Genomic DNA, 16,873 nt, shown 5'->3' on the forward strand with positions numbered 1-16,873 from the left:
TAAACAGAAAACCAATAAAGCTTAAGATACTCTTAAATAAAAACAATTATTTTTGGACTTAATTATAAACACATGAAGCAAAGGCTTAGTTTCCTTTTTTTACTGATGAGCTTGTTGGTTTTTACGCAAAATGAGAGCTCCTCTAGTGCCTATTTAGATCTCAATTACTTTTCAGGTAATATAGCGCTTCATAACACAGATATCCTTCATTTGATTAGCGGAAGGCCGCAGGGTTTTATATTAAGCTGGAACAAACGCACCTTTGGAGATGAGGCTTGGGAGCAACGTTATAATTATCCAGATTATGGAGCTTCATTTATTTATCAGGACCTTGTCGATCCTCGACTCGGTGATAATTATGGCTTATATGCGCACTATAATTTCTACTTTCTTAAGCGCAATTTATCGTTAAGGGTGGCACAAGGTATTGCCTATGCGTCTAACCCATATGATAAGGTAGATAATCCTAAGAATATTGCATTTGGATCACGGTTTTTGAGCTCAACGTATTTGATGATTAATTATAAGAAGGCCAATCTTTTTGATCGTGTTGGTTTACAGGCTGGTTTGTCTTTAATCCATTATTCCAATGCAAATGTTAAGGCACCAAATACAAGTATAAACTCCATTACATTTAACCTAGGATTAAGCTATGATTTATCAGAAACAACCAGAGTATATATTGAAAAGGAGAACGAAGAGAAATTTACAGAACCAATTAGATATAATCTGGCTTTTAGAACAGGAATAAACGAAAGTGATGTCATAGACAGTGGTCAGTTTCCTTTTTATATCCTTTCTGCATATGCCGATAAAAGATTAAGTCACGTTAGCGCAGTTCAGTTTGGTGTAGACGCATTTTTTTCTAATTTTTTAAAAGAACTGATTTATTATCAGTCAGTTTCTTTTCCTGAAGAAAATGTCTCTGGTGATGAGGACTATAAACGCGTTGGTGTTTTTGCTGGGCACGAATTATTTATTAATAAAATGTCTATTGAAACGCAGTTAGGCTATTATGTATACTATCCATTCGACTTTGAAGGTAGAACTTATATAAGAGTAGGACTTAAGCGCTATTTTAGTGATAAGTTCTTCGGTGCAATTACATTAAAATCTCATGGTGCCAAAGCTGAAGCTGTTGAATTTGGAATAGGAGTTAGATTATGAAAAAGTGTATTTACATAATTGTTTTATTACTTTTTGCTTGTAATAGTGAAGATGCTAATGATTGCTTCCAGATAGCAGGTGATATTATACAGGTAGAAATTGATGTAGCAGATTTTGATGAAATTCTAGTTAATAGAGATGTTGAATTAATCATCAAAGAAGCGCCTCAATATAAAGTAACTGTTGAAACAGGTTCAAACTTATTGAATGATATTAAGGTTGAGGTGCTCGGGAATCGGCTGGTTTTAACAGATAATAATACCTGTAATTATGTGAGAGATTTTGGGATAACAAAAGTATTTGTTGAAACACCAAACTTAAGCGTAATAAGAACCTCTTCACAGTATGAGGTTTCCTCTGATGGCGTTCTAGGTTTTCAAGATTTAACCCTTGAGTCCGAAGATTTTAATGGAGATAGTGAATATACTGTTGGTGATTTTAGGTTAAGTATCGATGCTGAAAGTCTTAATATAGTTTCAAATAATATTTCACTATTCTATATCGATGGTGAAGTTGACGATTTGTCTATTGGTTTTTTTGCAGGCTCAGGACGTTTTGAAGGTGAAGATCTAATTGCACAGCAGGTCACCATTAATCATCGTGGTAGCAATGATATGATTGTTAATCCACAACAGTCTTTAACTGGTGTAATTCGTGGCACTGGAGATGTGATTTCCCTTAATGAACCTCCAATTGTAGACGTAGAGATTATTTACACAGGAGATTTAATATTTAACTAGTCAGCTCTCTAAATAAACTTTCTAGACTCGCATTCTTTTGATTCAGCTGAAGAATTTTTAAGTCATTGTCGTGTGCAAAATCAAAAACATGAGATCGCATGTCTTCTTTTGTACTAAAGGTAATCTCATAAATAAATCCATTAGGATTTTTTACAGCCTTAACCTTAGGTAGTTTTGTTAAAAAGGCATCTTCAACACGGTAGTCAAACTCTACAACAACAACTTGTTCTTGTCCCTCCCTTAAATCCTTTAAATATTTATCTGCTACAATTTCACCCTTGTTAATTATGATTACGCGATCGCACATGGCTTCTACCTCTTGCATAATATGTGTCGAAAGAAATATAGTCTTCTCTTTGCCTATGGATTTAATGAGGCTTCTAATTTCAACAAGTTGGTTAGGATCTAAACCTGTGGTAGGTTCATCTAAAATAAGAACTTCGGGATTGTGTAGAAGTGCATTGGCAAGTCCTACACGCTGTCTATAACCTTTAGATAATTGCCCTATTTTTTTATGAGCTTCTGGTGAGAGTCCTGTAAGTTCAATAACCTCCTGGATTCTAGATTTTGGAACACCATATACATTAGCATTAAAAGCGAGGTATTCCTTTACAAAGAGTTCAGTGTATAAAGGATTATGTTCTGGTAAATACCCAACACTCTGTTGTACAGCTTTTTTGTTCGACACAACATCATAACCATTAACCTTTGCATCACCTTCGCTAGCATTGATAAATGTGGTTAGAATTTTCATCATTGTTGATTTTCCTGCGCCATTTGGGCCTAAAAAACCAACGATCTGTGCATCATTAACCTTAAAGGAAACATTATTTAGTGCCTTCTGATCTTTATAAAGCTTCGTGATGTTAGATACTTCAATAGACATTTTTCAGGTAATTTCTTCAAAAGTAAGTATTCTCTAATATTGTCCCTCAATAATTATTAAATCTTTAAAAGTCTTATTTATTATTTAAAAAAATTGGTAACAATTTTAATTTGTAAAAATATTATTTACTTTAGCGTCAGAATAATAACGATGAATCATACAAAAACATATTATAACTGGTTTTATTTCTTTTTTTGCAAAAGGAACGAGGCTTAGTATGTTTTAATAAAATATAATTATGAAAGTCTCGATTTAATCGAGACTTTTTTATTGTGAGTAAGCCAATAGCAATACAAGGAATAAGAGGATCATTTCATCATGAGGTGGTAAAGCACTATTTTAATGGAAGTGATGATGTCATTGAATGTATGTCTTTTGATAGTGCTGTAGATAGTCTATTAACTGGGCAAGCAGACGATATTGTTATGGCTTTAGAGAATTCTATTGCAGGATCAATTCTGCCCAATTATGCGTTAATCGATAAGTATGATTTAAAAATTGTAGGTGAGTATTTTTTAGATATTCAGCATAGTTTAATGGCGATTGATGGACAATCCATAGAAGATATAAAGGAAGTGCATTCACATCCAATGGCCTTATTGCAGTGCAAGGAATTTTTAAAGACTTACCCACACATAAAGCTGGTAGAAGCTAAAGATACTGCTGATGTTGCTAGACAAATTTCAGAAGAAAAGATTTTAGGTATTGCAGCAATAGCTAGCAAAAATGCTGCTCATATGTTTGGACTTAAGGTATTAGCTGAAAGTATTCAGACCATTAAGCACAATGAAACTCGATTTGTTATTGTGAAGCGAGATAGTTCTAAAGACGATAATCCAGAATTAAACAAGGCCTCTTTAAAATTCATATTAGACCATAAAAGAGGAAGTTTAGCGACCATTCTAAATGTAATGAGTGACTGCAAACTTAATCTCACCAAAATTCAATCTTTACCGAAAATTGACACACCTTGGAAATATGCTTTTTTTGTGGATGTAACATTTGATGCGTATAACGATTATGCCAAGGCAAAATCGATTATCACATTAATGGCGGATGATTTTAAAATATTAGGGGAATATAAAAATGCAAGACAATGATTGAAGTAGCAAATCGCTTAAAGAACGTTGAAGAATACTATTTCTCTAAAAAACTGAGAGAGGTTGCTTTTTTGAAATCTCAAGGTAAACCGATTATAAATTTAGGTATTGGTAGTCCAGACTTAGTGCCACCTCAGAAGGCTTCAAGTGTGTTGCAAGAGAGTTTAAATGATGAAGGTGCACATAAGTATCAGAGCTACCAAGGTTTGCCAGAATTAAGAGAAGAGATATCTAATTTTTACAGAGATAGATACAAAGTAAATCTTAGTCCTCAAACGGAAGTTTTACCCTTATTGGGTAGCAAGGAAGGGATTATGCACATTTCGATGGCATTTCTTAATCCTGGTGATGAGGTGTTAATTCCAAATCCTGGATATCCTACTTATGCTGCAGTAACTAAGCTCCTTGAGGCTAACCCATTGTATTATGATTTAACTGAGGACAATCATTGGTTGCCAGATTTTATTGCACTTGAGCGCTTAGATTTAAGTAAAGTGAAGATCATGTGGATCAGCTATCCTCATATGCCAACCGGAGCAAAAGCAACAAATAAATTTTACGATGAGGTTATTGCCTTTGGTAAACGCCATAACATCTTAATAGTAAATGATAACCCTTATAGTTTTGTGCTTAATGATAAGCCTATAAGTATAATGCGCTATCGTAATGCTAAAGATGTGTGCTTAGAACTTAATTCTCTGAGCAAAACATTTAATATGGCAGGATGGCGAGTAGGTATGCTCGTTGGAAACTATGATTATGTACAATCGGTACTAAGGGTTAAGAGCAATATGGATTCGGGTATGTTTTATGGTGTTCAAAAAGGTGCCATAGAAGCACTAAAATGTTCAGACCTTTGGTTTGTAAGTTTAAACAGTGTTTACCAACAAAGAAGAGAATTAGTTTGGAAATTAGCTACTGATTTAAATTGTACTTATGATGAGGATGCCGCAGGTATGTTTGTTTGGGCAAAATTACCACCACATTTAAAGTCAGAAGAATTTACAGATATAGTTTTAAAAGAACATTCAATATTTATTACTCCAGGAACAGTTTTTGGTAGTAATGGTGAAGGTTACATTAGATTTTCTCTATGTGCCTCGGAAGATATAATTAAAGAAGCTATTGCAAGAGTGTAAACGCTATGAATAATGTATATGTAATAGGAGTTGGATTAATTGGAGGCAGTTTTGCTATAGATATTAAATCACTGTATCCAAGCTGTAATGTTTATGGGATTGATTCTAATTCTAATCACATTGAGGAAGCCCTAGAACTAGGCTTTATAGATAGTGAAGCTACTATTCAAGATTTAGAAAATGCAGAGGTTGTAATAGTTGCAATTCCGGTTGATGCGACTTTAAAAGTTCTACCTGAGGTTCTCGATCATATTTCAGATGAAACTATTGTTTTTGATGCAGGGTCTACCAAAGAAGACATATGTCTTCAAGTTAAAGATCATAAAAGACGAAGAAATTATCTTGCGGCTCACCCAATTGCAGGTACTGAATTCTCAGGTCCAAAGGCGGCGATTAAAGGTTTGTATAAGGATAAAACAAACATAATTTGTGAGGTTGAGGATACTGCATTTAAACTACAGGAAAAAGCATTAGGACTATTTTCAGAGTTAGGTATGCGCATACGATATATGAATCCAAAAGCCCATGATAAACATATAGCCTATGTTTCGCATTTGTCACACATAAGTTCGTTTATGTTGGGCAAAACCGTCATTGAAAAGGAGAAGAACGAACGCGATATTTTTGATATGGCTGGCAGTGGTTTTGAAAGTACAGTACGACTAGCAAAAAGCTCACCAGCTATGTGGACGCCAATTTTTGAACAAAATAAAACCAATGTCATTGAAACATTAGATGAATATATTTCCAACTTGACACATTTTAAAACCTTAATGGAAAAGGAGGATTTTGATGCTGTCTATAAAGAAATGGAGGATACCAATCATATTAAACACATATTAAACGGAATTAAATAAAATTTAGAAAAAGAGATTTATAAGCAAAATGGAAAATAAGAAAGAATTACGAAATTGGTTAGATGCTTACAACTTAGATCATCCACTTGTTATAGCAGGACCTTGTAGTGCTGAAACAGAGGAACAAGTTTTAAAAATAGCGCACCAGCTAAAAGATAGCGATGCTACAATTTTTAGAGCAGGTATTTGGAAGCCAAGAACACGTCCAGGAAATTTTGAAGGTGTAGGAGCATTAGGCTTAAAGTGGCTTCGAAAAGCTAAGGAAGAAACTGGGATGAAAATCACAACAGAGGTTGCAAATCCCAATCATGTAGAATTGGCTTTAAAACACGATGTTGATGTGCTATGGATTGGCGCCAGAACTACAGTAAGTCCATTTATTGTACAGGAAATCGCAGAAGCCTTAAGAGGTACAGATAAGCCTGTACTAATTAAGAATCCTGTAAACCCAGATTTGTCCCTTTGGTTAGGAGCTGTAGAGCGTTTCTATACTGCTGATGTTAAAAAATTAGGGGTTATCCATAGAGGCTTTTCTACCTACGAAAAAACGCGCTATAGAAATAATCCAGAATGGCAGATAGCTGTGGATCTTCAAAATCGTTTTCCAGATTTACCATTAATACTAGATCCGTCTCATATTGCAGGTAGACGCGATATTATATTCGATTTAAGTCAAACAGCTTTAGATCTTAATTATGATGGTTTAATGATAGAGACACACCACGATCCTGATAATGCATGGAGTGATGCGGCACAACAGATTACACCAAACACTTTAATTCAGTATACTGAAGACTTAAGAATTAGAAAGGAGACTGGTGACGACGTAACTTTCAATAATAAGATTAATACCCTAAGGACTAAAATTGATGTTATCGATCACCAACTACTAGAAATACTAGGAAAGCGTATGAAAGTTGCTGATGATATAGGGCAATTAAAGAAAGATCATAATGTTGCAGTTTTACAGTCTAAGCGTTGGAATGAGATTTTAGGTAAGATGATTTTAGAAGGTGAGGAACGTAACTTAAGTGAAGAATTTATTCTTCGAATGTTTAAGGCGATTCACCAAGAATCTATTAATCATCAAGAAGAGATTATTAATCACTAAGCATATAAATAAAGGCCTCGCTATTGCGAGGCTTTATTTTAATTTTTTTCGCGTTTGAAGATATATCTGGTAACAAAAATACCTTGTCCATCACTTTTGCCTGCATCACTTTCAGAGCTACTTGTTACAAAAGCTAGTTCCCATCCATCCTGTGCCATAGCAACTAGTTTTGAGCTAATAACAGCGTCGTTTGCAACAATATTTTGAAATCTAATCCCTCCAAGATTAAAGAAATTTAGGAGTTTTGTTTCTTCAAAATCCTTCACTCGAATTTCTTTACGTTTAGATTTATTTCTACCATCTTCTTCTTTATTACTTGATCGTTCAGAAGTAAATTCATTGTAGTCTCGTTCAACATTAGATGAGATCAGCCTAGATCTCCCTAAACCGTTAGGTACAATAGATTCTACACTGGTTACAACCTTGTACTCAATTTCTTTATAGGCCACCTCTTTACTTATAAAGGAGAATGAAATTGCGCCTAATAATAGTAATCCGATAAATAAAAGCTTTTGTTTCATATTATTTGGTTTGGTTTGAATCTTAATTTAAGCATTTTTTTATTCAAATGTTGTTTCTTTGTTAGAGTCAATTTTTTGAATGAACGGAACAGTCTATAAATCAACAGGAAGCTGGTACACGGTAAAAACCTTAAATGGTAAATTTTACCAGTGTAGAATTAAAGGGCGCTTTAGAATTGATGACATTAAAAGCACAAATCCTATTGCTGTTGGTGATCAGGTTCAGTTTGAACTAGAAACTAAAAATAATCAAGAAACAGGTGTCATTAATCGGATAGAAGAACGTAAAAACTACATCGTTCGGAAATCGGTTAAACTTTCCAAGCAAACCCATATTATTGCTGCCAATATAGATCAGGTTTTTCTTCTTGTGACCCTTAATAATCCACCTACATTTACAAGTTTCATAGATCGGTTTTTAGTAACTGCCGAAGCGTATTCCATAAAGACAGTTTTATTATTTAATAAGATCGATACTTATGATGAAGAGGAACTTCTCGAAGTTAAGTATCTCGCCAGTCTTTATCGTAAGATTGGTTACGAATGTATTGGTATTTCTGCTGCTACAGGTAACAATGTAGATAAAGTAAAAGTACTTATGGAGAACAAGGTGAGTATGTTTAGTGGGCACTCTGGTGTTGGTAAATCCACTCTTGTAAATGCGATTGAGCCTTCTTTAAATTTAAAGACAAAAGAAATATCAGAACAGCATATGCAAGGGCAACATACAACTACATTTGCCGAAATGTTCGATTTAAGTTTTGATGCCAAAATAATAGACACACCAGGAATAAAAGGATTTGGTGTTGTTGATATGGAACAAGAGGAAGTAGGTGATTATTTTCCGGAGTTTTTTGCATTAAAACAAGATTGTAAATTCAATAATTGTTTACATCTAAAAGAACCAAAATGTGCTGTAAAAAGGGCTTTGGAGAATGATGAAGTATCCTACTCAAGATATAGAAGCTACCTTCAAATATTAGAAGGTGAAGAGGAGAATTATAGAACTGATAATTGGGATAATTTATGAAAGTTGTAATTCAAAGGGTGTCAGAAGCTTCAGTAACCATTGGTGGTGAGCGTGTTGCATCTATTGGGAATGGATTGCTAATTTTATTAGGAGTGGTTAATGAGGATAATCAAGAAGATATAGATTGGTTATGCAATAAAATAGTAAACCTTAGGATTTTTCCAGATGATAATAATATGATGAATAGATCTATTAAAGATGCAAATGGGCACATTATAGTAGTAAGTCAATTTACATTGCACGCAAGCACAAAAAAAGGGAATAGACCAAGTTATATTAAGGCTGCCAAACCAGATATTGCGATTCCCCTTTATGAAAAATTTGTTCAAGATTTAGAAAAAGTATTTGAAAAACCAGTGCAGACTGGAGAATTTGGCGCAGATATGAAGGTGAGTTTAATTAACGATGGACCAGTAACCATAATTATAGATTCTAAAAATAGAGAATAGCCTCATTACTCTTAACCCTTTTTAAATATTAGTAGCCTAAAATCAATATTTTAGACTCTAGTATTACATCTTTTTTATAACATTTACAACTTGCATATTTTAGAACTCTATGTTATACTTGTAGTAGCTATAACTAATTCTAATTTATGCCCTTCCAAAAAAAACTACTCTTTTTATTTGTTTTAAGCCTATCACTACACATCCAATCACAGTCAGAATCAGATTATATTTCTTTATTACTTTCTGAAGATTTAAAATCTAATGCAAATGCTGTAGTTCGTTTTGAAAGAAAAACTGTTGAGATCAACGATTTTGACAACATGACGATTAAGACACACAGAATTGTTACTGTTTTAAATAAATATGGCGAGCGACATTTAAACACAGTTGAATTCTATGACGATAATACCGATATAAAAAAAATTGAAGCTCGGGTTTATAACGAATTTGGTGAGGAAATAAGAAAGGTTCGAAAAAGTGATTTTACGGATCAAAGTGCTGTAAGTGGTGGTACATTATATTCAGATAGTCGCGTGATGTACTTCGATTATAATGCAGTGAGTTATCCATATACTGTAGAATTTATCTCAGAAGTTCATCATAATTCTACTGCCTTTGTGCCATCTTGGTATCCAATAGATGGGTTTTATCTAGCCATTGAATATGCAGAATTTCGACTTATCAACAACTCCTCTGAAGAGGTGAAAATCAAAAAAAGATTATTAAAGGAATTTGATATTCAAGAAGTGAGTGAATATCATTTTAGAGCAAAAAATTTAAAAGGGATAAAATATGAAGCGTATTGCCCTACCATTTCAGAGATTGCTCCAGGTATTAAATTAGCCTTAAAACGATTTAATCTAGATGGTGTTGAAGGAATAAATAATGATTGGAGTGAGTTTGGTACATGGGTACAAGACAAACTACTAAGTGAAGCTAATAATTTACCAGAAACTGCAATTGAAGAAGTAAAGAAGCTTACGGAAGGTGTTGAAGATAAATTAGAAAGAGCAAAAATTGTTTACAATTACATGCAGGATAGAACACGATATATTAGCGTACAAATCGGCATTGGTGGTTGGAAACCTATGGAGGCAGAGGAAGTAGATCAACTTGGATATGGAGATTGTAAAGGCCTTACCAATTATACAAAAGAGCTACTACAGGCAGTTGATGTTCCGTCTTATTATACACTGGTTTATGGTGGCAAAGAGATAAGGGATATTGATGCTGAATTTTCATCTGCACAGGGTAACCACGCTATCCTTTGTATTGAAAATAATGATGAAAATATATTCTTAGAATGTACGAGTCAAACTGCGCCTTTTGGATTTATTTCGGGTTTCACCGATGATCGCGATGTTTTAATTATTAAGCCTTCAGGAGGTGAAATAGTCCATACAAAAGCTTATAGTGCCGAAGAGAGCCAGCAAATCACTACTGCAAATGCAAAATTTGATGCCAGTGGAAATTTTACTGCAGATATCAAAATAGCATCAACAGGATATCAGTATAACACTCACGAAGGGATACAGAATGAATCATCAAGAAATCAGGATCTTCATTACAAAGAATATTGGGATAATATCAATGATCTCTCATTAGATGCGGTGACTTATACTAATGATAAGGATAATGTCATTTTTATAGAACAAGTGAAAGTGTCTGCGAATCGTTACGCTTCAAAAAGTGGTACGAGATTAATTTTACAACCAAATTTGTTCAACAGATTGTCTTCTGTGCCTCAGCGCTATTTAGATCGTAACCATAACTTCAAAATAGATAGGGCTCTTAAGGATGTAGACGAGTATATCATAGAATTTCCTTTGGACTTAAAGATTGAAGCAATGGGTGAGGGAAAGTCGATGTCTACCAAGTTTGGTAGCTATGAATTTAAGCTCGAAAAATTAAACGATAACAAAATAAAATATACTAGAACATTAATACTTAACAAGGGCGAATTTGCAAAGTCAGAATACAAATCTTACAGAGACTTCTGGAAGAATATTGTAAAAAATGATAAAACCAAGATGGTCCTAATCAGCAACTAATCAATTAAACAATCACAAAAATCATATGAAATATCTCGCTTTAATCACCATTCTTTTTTTGACTATTAACTTATCTACCGCGCAGAACTTTGATTTTGGTAAAGTATCAAAGGATGAACTTCAGGAAAAATTTCATCCAACGGATTCTTCGGTTGAAGCAGCTGTGCTTTACAAGAACGAATTCATACATTATCAATATATCAGTAATGAAGGATTTATTCAGCAACGTGAGGTGCATGAGCGAATTAAGATTTATAATAAGGAAGGACTAGACTGGGCCACTAAAAAGGTTTACTTATACTATGGTTCGGCTGGTAGAAGTGAAAAACTAATTAATCTTAAGGCGACTACTTATAATCTCGAAAATGGTAAAATTGTAAAGACAAAGCTATCTAAGGATGGAAAGTTTAAGGAAGATTATAATGAATACACCAAAATAAGCTCTTTTACAATGCCAAATGCTAAAGAGGGCTCGGTTATAGAGTACAGGTATAGAATTACCTCGCCTTTCACTGGTATCGATGATGTCATTTTTCAATATAATATCCCAATTAATAAGTTTGATTTAAAAATTTCAACTCCAGAATATTATATCTACAATAAACAATTGAATTTAAGTTCTAGTTTTATGCCACGTCTATCAGAAACTAGGAAAAATATAAATACACCTTTTCAATATGTAGAGAATGTTGTAACAGCTAATGAGGAGAATATCCCTGCGTTAAGAAAGGAGGCCTTCTCAGGGAATTTAAATAATTACCGAGCAAAATTGGCTTTAGAACTTACAGCGCTTTTAAATAATCTTAAACAGGTTGAAAAATCATTTTCGAGTGATTGGGAAGATGTTACGAGAACGATTTATCAAAGTAGTAATTTTGGAGAACAATTAAAGAAATCTAGCTTTTATAAGGATGAATTAGCAGCTTATTTAGAGGGTGCATCAACGGATAGAGATAAGGTTACAAAAACCTTAGAATTTATAAAATCTAAAGTGAAATGGAACGGAAACTATGGTAAATATGCACAAAAAGGAGTACGTAAAGCGTATAAAGAAAGTGAAGGGAATGTCGCAGATATTAACCTCTTGTTAGTTACAATGTTAAGGTCATTAGATCTAGATGCAAATCCTGTTCTTGTCAGTACTAAGGACAATGGGATACCTTTATTTCCTACTCGAGAAGGTTTCAATTATGTAATATGTATGGTTAAAAGTGAAGATGGTGCGATGTTAATCGACGGTACCGAAAAGTATGGTAGTATTAATGTTTTACCATTTAGGGCACTAAATTGGCAAGGTAGACTTATTGAGAAAAATGGAACTTCGCAATGGATTGAACTTAATTCACCTTCACAATCTGAGGCAACAGTTATGTTAAATGTCAAAATAGATGAAGACTTTGGTACCACAGGTACACTCAAAAAGAACATAACGTCGTATTTGGCTATGAAATACAGACAAGACCACAATGATTTAAGTTTAGAGGGTAAAATTAAAAATCATGAGTCAGATAAAGAGGGAATTGAAATCGTAGAGTACAGTTATCAGAATGAGGATGATTATTTAAAACCTGTGAGACTAGCTTATGATTTTGAATTAGCTGATGCTGTTGATGAAATTGGTGAAAAGTTATACTTTAATCCATTGTTTTGTTTTGCATTAAAGGAGAGTCCATTTAAATTGGAAGAACGTCAATATCCAATAGATTTTGTTATTCCAATGAAGGATAAATACACTATAAATATTATGATACCAGAAGGGTATAATATAGAATCGCTTCCTAATAGTGAAGCATTTACCTTTAATAATGGCCAATCTAATTTCAAATATATAATTAAGCAAAGTGGTCGTTTCTTGAGATTATCCTTTAACTTTGATATTAATTTTCCGGTGATTAATTCTGCAGATTATAAAGAGTTTAAAAATTTCTACAGTAAGTACATCGAAAAACAATCAGAGCAAGTCGTTCTGTCTAAAGCACAACCATGAAAATTAAAAACGCCCAATTAGAGGTAGATAACTGGATAAAGGAACACGGAGTTCGATACTTTAATGAACTTACTAATATGGCACAGCTTACTGAGGAAGTTGGAGAAGTTGCGCGCATAATTGCAAGACGCTATGGTGAGCAAAGTGAGAAGGAAAGTGATAAAGAAAAAGATTTAGGTGAAGAACTCGCAGATGTTGTTTTTGTAGTATTGTGTCTTGCTAATCAAACAGGGATTGATCTCCAGGAAGCCTTTGATAGAAAAATGGATAAAAAAACGAAACGAGATCACGATAGGCATCATAATAACGAGAAATTAAAGTAATTTTATTCCCGCAAAAAGCGGGAATTTTCTTTATGGATATACAAATTCTAAATACATCAAAAGTTCACTTAAAATCTAAGGTAGAAGTAACGGGTTCTAAAAGTGAGTCTAATCGTCTACTGCTGTTACAAGCCTTATATCCAGAAATAAGTATTCGTAACCTCTCCAATTCAGACGATTCTGTTTTAATGCAAAAGGCTTTAAATTCGAATGAGGAAATTGTAGATATACATCATGCAGGCACTGCTATGCGATTTCTCACAGCCTATTTTTCTATTCAGGAAGGAAGAGAAGTTGTATTGACAGGCTCAAAACGGATGAAAGAACGTCCGATTAAAATATTAGTTGAGGCCCTAATCCAATTAGGTGCAGATATAACCTATCTCGAAAATGATGGTTTTCCTCCATTAAAAATAAGAGGAAAGCGCTTGGCTAAAAATAAAGTCGCGTTAGATGCAAATGTAAGTAGCCAGTATATCTCAGCATTATTGTTAATTGCTTCGAAATTAGATAACGGAATTGAGCTCACTTTAAATGGTGAAATAACATCTGTACCTTACATTAAAATGACTTTGGCGCTATTAAATGAGATTGAAATAGCATCAAGCTTTGAAGGTAATTGTATTAAAGTATTGCCTTTTACAGAATCTTCTCATAAGGATAGTCTAATCGTAGAATCCGATTGGTCGTCGGCATCCTATTTTTACAGTATTGTTGCACTGAGTGCTGTTGGGACTGAAATAAAATTGTCATCCTACAAAAAGAATTCATTGCAGGGCGACTCTGTTTTAGCAACTATATATACACATTTTGGCGTAGAAACCATATTTTCTGAAACGTCAATTACCTTGAGAAAGGTTGAGAATAATAGTGCTGAACCAAATCTCGAGTTAGACCTTAGTAATGCGCCAGATATTGCGCAAACCATAGCAGTAACATGTTTTGGATTAGGAAGGTCATGTGATTTAACTGGGCTACACACCTTGAAGATTAAAGAGACAGATAGATTAGTTGCTCTAAAATCAGAGCTTGAGAAATTTGGAGCTGAGATAACAATAACCAATGACTCCTTGCATCTTAGCCCTTCTTCAACTATTAATGAGGGTGTCGAAGTCGCGACCTATAATGATCACCGCATGGCTATGGCATTTGCACCTCTTGGATTAAAGACGACATTGACAATTAAAGACGCTATGGTTGTGAGCAAGTCGTTTCCGCAATTTTGGGAGGATTTAAAGCATGTTGGTTTTGTTTTAAAATAACATTCAATTTACTTGACAAGGCCTATGTTGAGATTGTATATTTGCAACTTCAAAAAAAATTCCAATATCATTTATGAAACTATCACACTTCAATTTTGATCTACCAGAAGAATTATTAGCTGAACATCCTGCAGAGCATAGAGATGAATCGCGTTTAATGGTTTTAGATCGACAAAAGCAAACTGTTGAGCACAAACTATTTAAGGATGTTATCGATTATTTTGATGAAGGTGATGTAATGATATTAAATAACACCAAAGTATTTCCAGCGCGTTTGTATGGTAATAAAGAAAAAACAGGTGCACGTATAGAAGTATTTTTATTGCGTGAATTAAACCAAGACCAGAGACTTTGGGATGTGCTAGTAGATCCAGCTCGAAAAATTAGAATTGGTAATAAATTATACTTTGGCGAAGACGAAACTTTAGTTGCTGAGGTTATAGATAATACAACTTCTAGAGGGAGAACTTTACGTTTCCTTTATGACGGATCTTACATGGATTTTAGAAGAAAGTTGCGTGAACTTGGAGAAACACCATTACCAAAGTACATTAAGCGCGATGTGGAGCCAGAGGATGAAGAGCGATATCAAACCATTTTTGCTAAAAATGAAGGTGCCGTAGCAGCGCCAACAGCGGGCCTACACTTCTCAAAGCATCTTTTAAAGCGTTTAGAAATAAAGGGTGTGGATATGGCTGAGGTAACCTTGCATGTAGGATTAGGAACATTTAATCCTGTTGAGGTGGAAGATTTGTCTAAACATAAAATGGATAGCGAAGAAATATTTATTGATGAACGTGCAGCAAATATTGTTAATCGTGGTATAGAAAATAAAAAACGTGTATGTGCTGTAGGAACCACATCCATGCGTACTATAGAAAGTTCAGTGTCTTCAAGTGGTCGATTAAATCCATATGAAGGATGGACAAATAAATTTATTTTCCCGCCTTACGATTTTAGTATTGCTAATAGTATGATTACTAATTTCCATACGCCGAAATCAACATTATTAATGATGATTTCTGCATTTGCTGGGCACGATTTTGTAAAACATGCTTATGAAGAAGCTGTAAAAGAGAAGTACAGATTTTATTCATATGGTGATGCAATGCTTATCATTTAATAAAGTATATAACATAACTAAGGCCTCTACAAGAGGCTTTTTTTATGCCTAGTCTTAACCAATACATTTAAGTACTTTTGCATTGATGGAACCAAAGAAGAAAGACATAAGAGCTTTAACCAAAGAACAACTAAGAGAGTTCTTTGTAAAGCAAGGTGATAAGGCCTATCGTGGTAATCAGGTCTATGAATGGTTATGGCAGAAATCAGCCCATAGTTTTGAGGATATGACCAATATATCTTTAAAAACGAGAGACTTATTAAAAGCCAATTTTGTTATTAATCATATTAAAGTCGATCAGATGCAACGTAGTTCAGACGGGACTATAAAGAATGCTGTGCGTCTGCATGATGATTTAATTGTAGAGTCTGTTCTTATTCCTACTCCTACACGAACAACGGCCTGTGTTTCATCACAAGTAGGATGTAGTTTAGATTGTAAATTCTGTGCAACGGCACGATTAAAGCGGATGAGAAACTTAAATCCGGATGAAATTTATGATCAGGTCGTGGCCATCGATAACGAAAGCAGATTGTACTATAACAGACCACTTAGTAATATTGTTTTTATGGGTATGGGAGAGCCTTTAATGAACTACAATAATGTACTAAAGGCCATAGATAAAATTACATCTCCAGAAGGTTTAGGAATGTCTCCAAAACGAATTGTTGTATCGACATCTGGCGTACCTAAAATGATAAGAAAAATGGCTGATGAGGATGTTAAATTTAAATTGGCAGTCTCATTGCACTCAGCAATAGACGAGGTAAGAACATCTATTATGCCCTTTAATGCAACCTTTCCATTAAAGGATTTGCGAGAAGCATTACAATACTGGTATTCGAAAACAAAAAATAGAATTACTTACGAATATGTAGTCTGGGATGGGATAAATGATAAAAGAAAAGATGTAGATGCATTAGTGGAGTTCTGCAAATTCGCACCAAGTAAGGTTAATTTAATAGAGTATAATCCTATCGATGACGGCGAATTTCAGCAAGCAGATTCGAAAGCGATAGATATGTACGTAAAGGTTTTAGAAGCCAACAATATTACCGTTACAGTGAGACGTAGTCGTGGTAAAGATATTGATGCAGCTTGCGGACAACTTGCAAACAAGACATAAA

Annotated in this window: 16 protein-coding genes; 14 read left to right on the forward strand and 2 right to left on the reverse strand. The window is 34.2% G+C overall.

Features of this window, described 5'->3' with window-relative positions; all coding sequences use genetic code 11:
• The first annotated feature begins 72 nt into the window (after window positions 1–72).
• Both ACRHOC_RS12330 and ACRHOC_RS12335 read left to right on the forward strand, forming a co-directional pair.
• Window positions 73–1,167 (forward strand): acyloxyacyl hydrolase, encoded by a 1,095-nt coding sequence (locus ACRHOC_RS12330; RefSeq protein ID WP_431158953.1) that lies wholly within the window; start codon window positions 73–75, stop codon window positions 1,165–1,167.
• Complete coding sequence (locus ACRHOC_RS12335; RefSeq protein ID WP_431158954.1) at window positions 1,164–1,907, forward strand: head GIN domain-containing protein; 744 nt, start codon at window positions 1,164–1,166, stop codon at window positions 1,905–1,907. Before ACRHOC_RS12330 ends, ACRHOC_RS12335 begins: the two co-directional genes overlap by 4 nt.
• Here the strand turns inward: ACRHOC_RS12335 and gldA are convergent.
• Window positions 1,900–2,793 carry a gliding motility-associated ABC transporter ATP-binding subunit GldA gene (gldA, locus tag ACRHOC_RS12340; RefSeq protein WP_431158955.1) on the reverse strand — a complete coding sequence of 298 codons (894 nt, stop codon included), beginning with the start codon at window positions 2,791–2,793 and terminating at the stop codon, window positions 1,900–1,902. The genes ACRHOC_RS12335 and gldA overlap by 8 nt on opposite strands.
• A gap of 272 nt (window positions 2,794–3,065) precedes the next feature.
• Between gldA and ACRHOC_RS12345 the strand changes: the two genes are divergently transcribed.
• Genes ACRHOC_RS12345 through ACRHOC_RS12360 form a run of 4 tightly spaced genes read left to right on the forward strand, consistent with a single transcriptional unit; the run spans window position 3,066 to window position 7,000 of the window.
• Window positions 3,066–3,893, forward strand: coding sequence for a prephenate dehydratase (locus tag ACRHOC_RS12345; RefSeq protein ID WP_431158956.1), 828 nt, complete (start codon window positions 3,066–3,068; stop codon window positions 3,891–3,893).
• Window positions 3,890–5,032 (forward strand): pyridoxal phosphate-dependent aminotransferase, encoded by a 1,143-nt coding sequence (locus ACRHOC_RS12350; RefSeq protein ID WP_431158957.1) that lies wholly within the window; start codon window positions 3,890–3,892, stop codon window positions 5,030–5,032. The genes ACRHOC_RS12345 and ACRHOC_RS12350 overlap by 4 nt, the downstream gene beginning before the upstream one ends.
• A 5-nt stretch (window positions 5,033–5,037) precedes the next feature.
• Window positions 5,038–5,889 carry a prephenate dehydrogenase gene (locus tag ACRHOC_RS12355; protein ID WP_431158958.1) on the forward strand — a complete coding sequence of 284 codons (852 nt, stop codon included), beginning with the start codon at window positions 5,038–5,040 and terminating at the stop codon, window positions 5,887–5,889.
• A gap of 28 nt (window positions 5,890–5,917) precedes the next feature.
• The gene (locus ACRHOC_RS12360) at window positions 5,918–7,000 is read left to right on the forward strand and encodes a chorismate mutase (RefSeq protein WP_431158959.1); all 1,083 of its coding nucleotides are present in this window, start codon (window positions 5,918–5,920) and stop codon (window positions 6,998–7,000) included.
• Window positions 7,001–7,038: 38 nt separating this feature from the next.
• Here ACRHOC_RS12360 and ACRHOC_RS12365 read toward each other — a convergent pair whose 3' ends face one another.
• Window positions 7,039–7,521, reverse strand: a complete 483-nt coding sequence (locus ACRHOC_RS12365) for a hypothetical protein (protein ID WP_431158960.1) — start codon at window positions 7,519–7,521, stop codon at window positions 7,039–7,041.
• A gap of 79 nt (window positions 7,522–7,600) precedes the next feature.
• Here ACRHOC_RS12365 and rsgA point away from each other — a divergent pair, with 79 nt between their 5' ends.
• From rsgA to rlmN, 8 genes are all read left to right on the forward strand, one after another.
• Window positions 7,601–8,551: a ribosome small subunit-dependent GTPase A gene (gene rsgA / locus ACRHOC_RS12370; protein WP_431158961.1), complete on the forward strand. Its 951-nt coding sequence runs from the start codon at window positions 7,601–7,603 to the stop codon at window positions 8,549–8,551.
• Window positions 8,548–9,000 carry a D-aminoacyl-tRNA deacylase gene (dtd, locus tag ACRHOC_RS12375; RefSeq protein WP_431158962.1) on the forward strand — a complete coding sequence of 151 codons (453 nt, stop codon included), beginning with the start codon at window positions 8,548–8,550 and terminating at the stop codon, window positions 8,998–9,000. The genes rsgA and dtd overlap by 4 nt, the downstream gene beginning before the upstream one ends.
• A gap of 146 nt (window positions 9,001–9,146) precedes the next feature.
• On the forward strand, window positions 9,147–11,051 hold the full coding sequence (locus tag ACRHOC_RS12380) for a DUF3857 domain-containing protein (protein ID WP_431158963.1): 1,905 nt from the start codon (window positions 9,147–9,149) through the stop codon (window positions 11,049–11,051).
• A gap of 25 nt (window positions 11,052–11,076) precedes the next feature.
• Window positions 11,077–13,038 carry a DUF3857 domain-containing protein gene (locus ACRHOC_RS12385; protein ID WP_431158964.1) on the forward strand — a complete coding sequence of 654 codons (1,962 nt, stop codon included), beginning with the start codon at window positions 11,077–11,079 and terminating at the stop codon, window positions 13,036–13,038.
• The gene (locus ACRHOC_RS12390; protein WP_431158965.1) at window positions 13,035–13,361 is read left to right on the forward strand and encodes a nucleotide pyrophosphohydrolase; all 327 of its coding nucleotides are present in this window, start codon (window positions 13,035–13,037) and stop codon (window positions 13,359–13,361) included. The genes ACRHOC_RS12385 and ACRHOC_RS12390 overlap by 4 nt, the downstream gene beginning before the upstream one ends.
• 32 nt (window positions 13,362–13,393) lie before the next feature.
• Window positions 13,394–14,623: a 3-phosphoshikimate 1-carboxyvinyltransferase gene (locus ACRHOC_RS12395; protein ID WP_431158966.1), complete on the forward strand. Its 1,230-nt coding sequence runs from the start codon at window positions 13,394–13,396 to the stop codon at window positions 14,621–14,623.
• Between the two features lie 73 nt (window positions 14,624–14,696).
• Window positions 14,697–15,746, forward strand: coding sequence for a tRNA preQ1(34) S-adenosylmethionine ribosyltransferase-isomerase QueA (gene queA, locus ACRHOC_RS12400; RefSeq protein ID WP_431158967.1), 1,050 nt, complete (start codon window positions 14,697–14,699; stop codon window positions 15,744–15,746).
• 85 nt (window positions 15,747–15,831) lie between these two features.
• Window positions 15,832–16,872: a 23S rRNA (adenine(2503)-C(2))-methyltransferase RlmN gene (gene rlmN / locus ACRHOC_RS12405; protein WP_431158968.1), complete on the forward strand. Its 1,041-nt coding sequence runs from the start codon at window positions 15,832–15,834 to the stop codon at window positions 16,870–16,872.
• The last annotated feature ends 1 nt before the right edge of the window (window position 16,873 follow it).

Source organism: Winogradskyella poriferorum (assembly GCF_050618035.1).
Classification (GTDB): Bacteria; Bacteroidota; Bacteroidia; order Flavobacteriales; family Flavobacteriaceae; genus Winogradskyella; species Winogradskyella poriferorum_A.

Coding starts and splice junctions, on each gene's coding strand:
- ACRHOC_RS12330 (WP_431158953.1), top strand. CDS start 73: ATGAAGCAAAGGCTTAGTTTCCTTTTTTTACTGATGAGCTTGTTGGTT.
- ACRHOC_RS12335 (WP_431158954.1), top strand. CDS start 1,164: ATGAAAAAGTGTATTTACATAATTGTTTTATTACTTTTTGCTTGTAAT.
- gldA (WP_431158955.1), bottom strand. CDS start 2,793: ATGTCTATTGAAGTATCTAACATCACGAAGCTTTATAAAGATCAGAAG.
- ACRHOC_RS12350 (WP_431158957.1), top strand. CDS start 3,890: ATGATTGAAGTAGCAAATCGCTTAAAGAACGTTGAAGAATACTATTTC.
- ACRHOC_RS12355 (WP_431158958.1), top strand. CDS start 5,038: ATGAATAATGTATATGTAATAGGAGTTGGATTAATTGGAGGCAGTTTT.
- ACRHOC_RS12360 (WP_431158959.1), top strand. CDS start 5,918: ATGGAAAATAAGAAAGAATTACGAAATTGGTTAGATGCTTACAACTTA.
- ACRHOC_RS12365 (WP_431158960.1), bottom strand. CDS start 7,521: ATGAAACAAAAGCTTTTATTTATCGGATTACTATTATTAGGCGCAATT.
- rsgA (WP_431158961.1), top strand. CDS start 7,601: ATGAACGGAACAGTCTATAAATCAACAGGAAGCTGGTACACGGTAAAA.
- dtd (WP_431158962.1), top strand. CDS start 8,548: ATGAAAGTTGTAATTCAAAGGGTGTCAGAAGCTTCAGTAACCATTGGT.
- ACRHOC_RS12380 (WP_431158963.1), top strand. CDS start 9,147: ATGCCCTTCCAAAAAAAACTACTCTTTTTATTTGTTTTAAGCCTATCA.
- ACRHOC_RS12385 (WP_431158964.1), top strand. CDS start 11,077: ATGAAATATCTCGCTTTAATCACCATTCTTTTTTTGACTATTAACTTA.
- ACRHOC_RS12390 (WP_431158965.1), top strand. CDS start 13,035: ATGAAAATTAAAAACGCCCAATTAGAGGTAGATAACTGGATAAAGGAA.
- ACRHOC_RS12395 (WP_431158966.1), top strand. CDS start 13,394: ATGGATATACAAATTCTAAATACATCAAAAGTTCACTTAAAATCTAAG.
- queA (WP_431158967.1), top strand. CDS start 14,697: ATGAAACTATCACACTTCAATTTTGATCTACCAGAAGAATTATTAGCT.
- rlmN (WP_431158968.1), top strand. CDS start 15,832: ATGGAACCAAAGAAGAAAGACATAAGAGCTTTAACCAAAGAACAACTA.